The sequence below is a fragment of the Amycolatopsis rhizosphaerae genome, from assembly GCF_007713715.1.
GTDB classification, from domain to species: Bacteria; Actinomycetota; Actinomycetes; order Mycobacteriales; family Pseudonocardiaceae; genus Amycolatopsis_E; species Amycolatopsis_E rhizosphaerae.
Genome location: NZ_VJWX01000352.1, coordinates 1 through 7517, shown reverse-complemented (window position 1 = coordinate 7517; position 7517 = coordinate 1). Strand labels below are relative to the sequence as shown.

7 protein-coding genes are annotated in these 7517 nt (G+C 70.9%); 4 read left to right on the top strand and 3 right to left on the bottom strand.

Features of this window, described 5'->3' with window-relative positions; genetic code table 11:
• Positions 1-45 precede the first annotated feature (45 nt).
• A complete protein-coding gene (locus FNH05_RS26990) occupies positions 46-483 on the bottom strand; it encodes a hotdog fold thioesterase (protein ID WP_144591530.1) in 438 nt (145 codons plus the stop codon).
• A 62-nt stretch (positions 484-545) separates the two neighbouring features.
• On the opposite strand from FNH05_RS26990, the gene polA reads away from it, so the two are divergent.
• From polA to FNH05_RS26970, 4 genes are all read left to right on the top strand, one after another.
• Entirely contained in the window at positions 546-3281 is a 2736-nt protein-coding gene (polA, locus tag FNH05_RS26985) for a DNA polymerase I (protein WP_144591528.1), read from the top strand.
• A gap of 171 nt (positions 3282-3452) precedes the next feature.
• A complete protein-coding gene (locus FNH05_RS26980; RefSeq protein ID WP_144591534.1) occupies positions 3453-3860 on the top strand; it encodes a helix-turn-helix domain-containing protein in 408 nt (135 codons plus the stop codon).
• Positions 3861-3922: 62 nt separating this feature from the next.
• Positions 3923-4375: a VOC family protein gene (locus FNH05_RS26975; protein WP_144591527.1), complete on the top strand. Its 453-nt coding sequence runs from the start codon at positions 3923-3925 to the stop codon at positions 4373-4375.
• 73 nt (positions 4376-4448) lie between these two features.
• Positions 4449-5063 (top strand): Rossmann-fold NAD(P)-binding domain-containing protein, encoded by a 615-nt coding sequence (locus tag FNH05_RS26970; RefSeq protein WP_246127960.1) that lies wholly within the window; start codon positions 4449-4451, stop codon positions 5061-5063.
• Positions 5064-5074: 11 nt separating this feature from the next.
• Here the strand turns inward: FNH05_RS26970 and FNH05_RS26965 are convergent, their stop codons facing one another.
• Positions 5075-5662 (bottom strand): TetR/AcrR family transcriptional regulator, encoded by a 588-nt coding sequence (locus FNH05_RS26965; protein ID WP_144591525.1) that lies wholly within the window; start codon positions 5660-5662, stop codon positions 5075-5077.
• A partial coding sequence (locus tag FNH05_RS26960; protein ID WP_144591523.1) for a YhgE/Pip family protein occupies positions 5659-7517 on the bottom strand: 1859 nt, incomplete at its 5' end. The genes FNH05_RS26960 and FNH05_RS26965, both read right to left, overlap by 4 nt.

Below are 7517 nucleotides of genomic sequence, written 5' to 3'. Positions count from 1 at the left end.
GTCGTATCGGCCGTGAAGGGACCCTTCACGGCCCCGGTGTGCGGTTCAGGCGCGCGGGCGGTCGCGGACGATGCAGCTCAGGCGTGCGGTGCAGGTGCGGCGGCCCGCGTCGTCGGTCAGGACGATCTCGGCGGTGATGGTGCCGCGGCCGACGTGCACCGGGACGGCGGTGCCGGTGACCATCCCCTCGCGCACACCGCGGTGGTGGGTGCAGGACAGTTCGAAGCCCAGGGTGATCTTGTCGGGGCCCGCGTTGAGCGCGGCCAGCATGGAGCCGAGCGATTCGGCCAGCACCGCGTTGGCGCCGCCGTGCAGCAGACCGTAGGGCTGGCGGTTGCCGTCCACCGGCATCGTGGCGACCACCCGCTCGGCGCTCGCCTCGACGAGAGTGAGGCCGATCTTGGCGTCGAGCTGCTGGTCAGCGGCAGCCAGGTCGATCCCCGCGAACTGGGCGAGGACCTCTTCTGACACGTGTTCGGTCACGCATGGCTCCTAATCCGATACGACAGGCAAAGCTGTCAGACCTTCACCCTAGACTCGCTGTCGTGAGCCCCAGCGAGAACCAATCCGTAGCGAACGCCACAGCGACCTTGGCCACCGCCGAGCAGGCGCGGCTGCTGCTGATCGACGGCCATTCGATGGCCTACCGCGCCTTCTTCGCCGTCCCCGCGGACCGGTTCCGTACCTCGACCGGGCAGGTCACCAACGCGGTCTTCGGGTTCACCTCGATGCTGATCAACCTGCTGCGCGACGAGCAGCCCACCCATCTCGCGGTGGCCTTCGACGTGTCGCGGCAGACCTTCCGCTCCGAGACCTACGCCGACTACAAGGCCACCCGCTCGGCCACCCCGGACGACTTCAAGGGCCAGGTCGACCTGGTCAAGGAGGTGCTGGGGGTGCTCGGCATCCCGGTGCTGGTCAAGGAGGGCTACGAGGCCGACGACATCATCGCCACGCTCGCCACGCAGGCGGTGGCCGAGGACTACCGGGTCCTCATCTGCACCGGCGACCGGGACGCCCTGCAGCTGGTCAACGATTCGGTCACCGTGCTGTACCCGCGCAAGGGCGTGTCCGACCTGGTCCGCTACGACCCGGCCGCGGTGGCGGAGAAGTACGGCCTGAGCCCCGAGCAGTACCCGGATTTCGCGGCCCTGCGCGGCGACCCCTCGGACAACCTGCCCGGCATTCCCGGGGTGGGGGAGAAGACCGCGACGAAGTGGATCCAGCAGTTCGGCTCGCTGGCCACCCTCATCGACCGGGTCGACGAGGTCAAGGGCAAGGTCGGTGACGCGCTGCGGGCCCATGTGGACGCGGTGCTGCTCAACCGGCACCTGACCGAACTGGTGCGCGACGTGCCGCTGGAGGCCGTGCCGGAAGATCTGGCGCTGCGCCCGTGGGACCGGGACGCGGTGCACCGGCTGTTCGACGAGCTGGAGTTCCGCGTCCTGCGGGATCGCCTGTTCGCGACGCTGCAGAGCGCCGAGCCCGAGGCAGAGGAGGGCTTCGAGGTCTCCGGTGCCGCGGTGCCCGCCGGCGGGCTGACCGCGTGGCTGGCCGAGCACAGCGAAAGCGGCAGGCCGTTCGGCCTGTCCTTCCGCACCATGGGCTCGTCGGTCACCGCGGACGTGCGCTCGATCGCGCTGGCCGCCCCGGACGGACAGGGCGCCTACCTCGATCCGTCCACGATGGACGAATCGGACGAGAAGGCGCTCGCGGCCTGGCTGGCCGACCCGCAGGTGGCCAAGGCCGGGCACGCGCTGAAGCCCGCGCTGCACGCGGTGCTCCTCCGCGGCTGGTCCTTCGCGGGGCTGGCCATGGACACCGCGCTGGCGGCCTACCTGGTGCGCCCCGGCCAGCGGTCGTTCGAACTGGACGACCTCGTACTGCGCTACCTGCAGCGTGAGCTGCGTTCCGACGGTGCCGAGGGCGACGGTCAGCTGTCGCTGCTCGACGCCGAGGACGGGGACCAGAAGCTCGTGCAGTCCGAGCTCGTGCGGGCCCGTGCGGTGGCCGAGCTCGCCGGCGCGCTCACCGCCGAGCTCGGCAAGATCGGTGGCACCCGCCTGCTGGAGGAGATCGAGCTGCCGCTGCTCGAGGTGATCACCGAGCTCGAGGCCGCCGGGGTGGCCGTCGACGTCGAGCAGCTCACCGAACTGGAGTCGCACTACGCGGCCCGCGTGCGGCAGGCCGAAGAGAACGCTTTCCAGGTCATCGGCAAGCAGATCAACCTCGGCTCGCCGAAGCAGCTGCAGGTGGTGCTGTTCGACGAGCTCGCCATGCCGAAGACCAAGCGCACCAAGACCGGCTACACCACCGACGCCGACGCACTGCAGACGCTGTTCGAGAAGACCGAGCACCCGTTCCTGCAGCATCTGCTGGAGCACCGCGACGCCAGCCGTCTGCGCTCCACTGTGGAGGGCCTGATCAAGGCGATCGCCGACGACGGCCGGATCCACACCACCCTGCACCAGACCATCGCCGCCACCGGCCGGTTGTCCTCGGTGGACCCGAACCTGCAGAACATCCCGATCCGCACCGAGGAGGGCCGCCGGATCCGGGACGCCTTCGTGGTGGGCACCGGTTACGCCGAGCTGATGACGGCGGACTACAGCCAGATCGAGATGCGGATCATGGCGCACCTGTCCGGCGACGAGGCCCTGATCGAGGCCTTCCAGTCCGGGTTCGACTTCCACGCGGCCACCGCGGCGAAGGTGTTCGCGGTCGAGCCCGGCGAGGTCACCGGCGCGCAGCGGGCGAAGATCAAGGCGATGAACTACGGGCTGGCCTACGGCCTGTCCGCCTACGGGCTGTCCGGGCAGCTGCGGATCTCCACCGAGGAGGCCAAGGCGCTGATGGACGACTACTTCGCCCGGTTCGGCGGGGTCCGCGACTACCTGCAGAGCGTGGTGGTGGAGGCCGGGAAGGTCGGCTACACCGAAACCATCTTCGGCCGCCGCCGCTACCTGCCCGATCTCAACAGCGACAACCGGCAGCGCCGCGAGATGGCCGAGCGGATGGCGCTCAACGCCCCGATCCAGGGCAGCGCCGCCGACATCATCAAGGTGGCGATGCTCAACGTGCACCGGGCACTGCGGCAGGAGGGCCTGGCCACCAGGCTGCTGCTGCAGGTCCACGACGAACTGGTGCTCGAGGTGGCCGAGGGGGAGCACGAGGCGGTGGAAGCGCTGGTGCGCAAGGAGATGGGCGCGGCCTGTTCGCTGGCGGTGCCGCTGGAGGTCTCGGTAGGCTCCGGCCGCTCGTGGAACGATGCGGCGCACTAAGGAGGACGCGCGAGCGACAATCGTTTTTCCTCGCTTGTGCGTCGGACCGGGTGCGGGTGTCCCGCGGGATTCTGAGGACGCGCGAGCGACAATCGTTTTTCCTCGCTGGCGCGTCCGACCGGGTGCGGGTGTCCCACGAGATCCTGAGGAGGACGCGTGAGCGCCGTGCGGATGCCCGCGGTGCCTGCCGCCGCCATCCCGCATCTGCGCCGCGCCAAGGACCACATGGACGCGCGTTTCGCCGAACCGCTCGACCTCGACCGGCTCGCCGCGGTGGCGGGCTGGTCGAGGTTCCACTTCGGCCGGTCCTTCGCCGCGCTCTACGGCGAGTCGCCCAAGGCCTACCTGACGCGCCGTCGCCTCGAGCGGGCGCAGGACCTGCTGCGTTCGGCCAACCTCACGGTGACCGAGATCTGCCTCGCGGTCGGGTTCACCAGCCTCGGCACGTTCAGCCGCCGGTTCACCGAGCTGGTGGGCGAGTCGCCTTCGGACTACCGGGCCCGGATGCGGGCGCAGGGCGCCCCCGCCGTGCCCGGATGTTTCCTCATGATGTGGACCCGGCCCAGCACATTCGGATAAGCGGTCCGGGCCGCCTGCCGCCTAGATTTTTCGGCGTACCCACTGTGACGAGGGAGAACGCCATGAGCAGGGCAGGTATCACCGCACTTTCGCACACCACCGTGTACGTGCTCGACCAGGATGCGGCGAAGGAGTTCTACACCGGGAGACTCGGTTTCCAGGTGCGCGAAGACCTGCGCATCGGGGACTTCCGGTGGCTGACGGTGGGCCCGGAGGGGCAGCCGGAGGTCACGCTGATCCTCATGGAGCCGGGGTCGCCCCAGCACGATCCGGAGACCGAGAAGCAGATCCGCGCCCTCATCGCCAAGGGGGCGTTGACCTCCGTGGTGTGGGCGACCGCGGACTGCCGGGCGACCTATGAGGAACTGCGGTCCCGCGGGGTGACCTTCCTGCAGGAGCCCGCCGAACGTCCCTACGGGGTCGAGGCGATGTTCCGGGACGATTCCGGGAACTGGTTCAGCCTCACCGAACGGCACGAACTGGACCTGGCCAAGCCCTGGGGCCCAACGGTGTGAACGGGGGGTTTCGGGGACGAAACGCCCCGGCTGGCCTCCTGCCAACGACCCGGCGGCGAGGTAGCGTTGGGGCATGACCGGCAGGAAAGCGCTGATCCTCGCGGGCACCGGAATGCTGGCTTCAGTGGCGGAAGCCCTGGTACGGGACGGGTGGACGGTGGTGCTGCCCTGCCGGCGCTACCATCCGATCGCGGTCCCCGAACCGAGACAGGGGCTGGCGGCACGTGCCGCGCTTCGCCCGCCGGGTCACCGGACCACCGGCGACGGTTCCGGCGGCCGGGCGATCTGGGTCGAGGCGCACTGGGACCAGCCCCGTGAGCTGGCGGAGAAGGCCGGTTCGGTGCTCGGCGGCCCGGCGGATCTCCTGGTCGCCTGGGTGCACGAGGAGTTCCGGGGGCCGGTGCTCGCCCAGGTGGCGCGGCTGCTGGCGCCGGGATGCCCGGTGGTGGAGGTGCGCGGCACGACCGGCGCGGCCGCGGTGCCCGCCGAACTGAGCGACCCGCGTCCCGCGCTGGATCAGCACCCGACCCAGCTGGTGCTGATCGGGTCGGTCTCGGAACTCGGCGGGGACCGGCCGCTGTCCCACAGCGAGATCGCCGGCGGCGTGCTGGGGGCCGTCCGCCGCGCCGTCGACGGGCGGCCCCCCTCGCTGCACCGGATCGGGCAGACCCGTCCTCTGGTCCGCTGAGCGGCGCCGCCTCAGCCGGGGCGCCCGGCGACGCCGCGGACCAGGTACATCACCGAATCCCGGATGTCGGAGCGTGCGCGCTGCGGCTGGAAGACCTGCCAGTCCAGCGCCACCACGAGCAGGGTGCCGAACAGCCCGGCGGCCGCGGTGGGGATCTGCACGCCCTCCGGCAGCCGTCCGGCGTCGTCGATGCGCTGAAGCTGCTGTTTCACGATGGAGATGACCTCCTCCCGCAGCAGTGTCAGCGTTTCGTGCCACTGCCCGGGAGTCCGCCACAGCTCGCTCACGAGGATCTGGGAAAAACCCCGGTACTCCGCGACGAACGTCAGCGCGGTGTCCACCATGGACTCCAGCGCCAGTACCGGGTCCGGCTCGTCCGCGTGCCCGCGCAGCCCGTCGGCGAGCTGCCCGACCCCGTACCGCAGCAGCGCGTCGATCAGGCCGTCCTTGCTGCCGAAGTTGTAGTACACCGTGCCCTTGGCGACCCCGGCCTCGGCGGCGATGTCGTCGACGGTGAGCCCGACCAGGCCACGGGTGCCCGCCAGCCGCAGCGTCGCCTCGAACAGCCGGTGCTTCGTCGTTTCGGCGCGGGAGGTCACAGGCTCAGCTCCGGTTGCAGGGCCGACACCGTCCACACGCGACGTTTGCGGGCGGCCAGTGTGGACACCGCGATCGCGCCGGCCAGGTAGGCGCACAGCACACCGACGTCGAGCAGGCTCTGCAGCGACGCCCCGGTGTAGAACAGGTGCCGCAGCCCGTCGACCACGTATCCCATCGGCAGCACGACGTGCAGCGGGTACAGCACGTCGGGCAGGGTCTGCCACGGGAAGGTGCCGCCCGCGCTGACCAGCTGCAGCACCAGCAGGACCAGGCCGAGGAACTTGCCGACGGCGCCGAACAGCGCGTTGAGCGCGTGCACGATCGCGGTGAAGGTGAGCGAGGCGAGGATCGCGAACCCGATCGCGGCCACCGGGTGCGCGACGTGGATGCCGACCAGCCAGGTCACCGCGCCGAACAGCACCAGCACCTGTGCGGTGCCCAGCAGTGCCGAGGCCAGCCAGCCGCCGACGGCCACGCGCAGCGGGGCGGTCCCGGCGGCCAGTGCCCGGGTGGACAGCGGCCGCAGCAGCAGGAACAGCACGAACGCGCCGATCCAGGTGGCGAGCGAGATGAAGAACGGGGCGAGCCCGGCGCCGTAGGTGCCCGCGTTGGCGACCCCGGCGGACTGGACGGCCACCGGGTCGGCGATGGTGTCGGCGGTCGCGGTGCGGGTCGGGTCGTTCGGGTTCGGGATCTCGCGCAGCCCGGCGTTGAGCCCGTCCCGGAGCTGGGCGGCCCCGGTGGCCAGCTGGCTCGCGCCGGTCACCGCGCTCTTCTCTCCGTCGTCGAGTTTCACCGCGCCGGCGGACAGGGCGTTCGCCCCGTCGGAAGCCTGCGCGATGCCGCCCGACAGCGAGGGCGCGGCCGCGGCGAGGGCGGCCGCCCCGGTCGCGACCTGCCGCGAGCCGTCGGCGAGCTGGTTGACCTGGCCCGCGGTCTGCTGGATGCGGTTGTCCGCGTTGTCCAGTGGCGCGCGGAGTTGTCCGAGGGCGCTCAGGACCTGCTGCACCTGGGCGTCGGTGAACCCGCCGTCGCGCAACTGCTGCGTGAGCTGGTTGTTGGCGCTGTCCAGGTTGCGGCGCAGGTCCGCGGAGCTGCTCGCGAGGACGTTCGCGGCGGCCGCGAGCTGGGCGTTGCCCGCGGCGACCTGGGCGGCGCCGTCGGAGAGCCGCCGGGTGTCCTGCGGCAGGCTCGCCGTGCCCGCCTTCAGGGTGGCCAGGCCCGAGGACAGCTGAGTGCTGCCGGTGGCCAGCTGGCCGACGCCGTCGGCGAGCTGCCGCTGGCCGCCCAGGAGCTGGCCCGCGCCGTCGGCGAGCTTGCTCGCGCCGTTGGCCGCCTCCTGCGTCTTGCCGTAGATGGTGGAAAAGCCCATCAGGAACCGGTTCGCCGCCTCGGCGCCCACCTTCTCCGCGATCGTGGTGCGGATCTGCTGGGCGACCTGGTTGGCGATCGTGTGGGACAGGTAGTTGTTGGCGTCGTTGGTGGTCAGCCGGATGGTGGCCTGCTGGGGGTTGAAGTTCCCGGTGGAGAGCAGGGCGGTGGAGAAGTCCGCGGGGATGGTGATCGCGAACGAGTAGGTGCCGTCCCGCACGCCCTGCTGAGCCTGGTCCGCACTCACCTCGTGCCAGCCGAACGTCCCGGACCTGACCACCTCGTCGGTCACCTCCCGGCCCACGTTGCGGCCGCCGCTGCCGGCGTCCTCGTTGACGATCGCCGCGGGCAGCTTGCTCAGCCTGCCGTAGGGGTCGTAGTTCGCGTAGAGGTAGAACGAGGCGTAGAGCAGGGGCACCAGAACCAGCGCGGCGACCGCGAGTTTGGGCAGCTTGCCCGCGGTGAGCCGGCGCAGCTCGTTGG

What these genes read in the sequence shown, in the direction of transcription:
- FNH05_RS26980 (WP_144591534.1), top strand. Translation starts at nt 3,453, where the DNA reads ATGCCCGCGGTGCCTGCCGCCGCCATCCCGCATCTGCGCCGCGCCAAG.
- FNH05_RS26970 (WP_246127960.1), top strand. Translation starts at nt 4,449, where the DNA reads ATGACCGGCAGGAAAGCGCTGATCCTCGCGGGCACCGGAATGCTGGCT.
- FNH05_RS26975 (WP_144591527.1), top strand. Translation starts at nt 3,923, where the DNA reads ATGAGCAGGGCAGGTATCACCGCACTTTCGCACACCACCGTGTACGTG.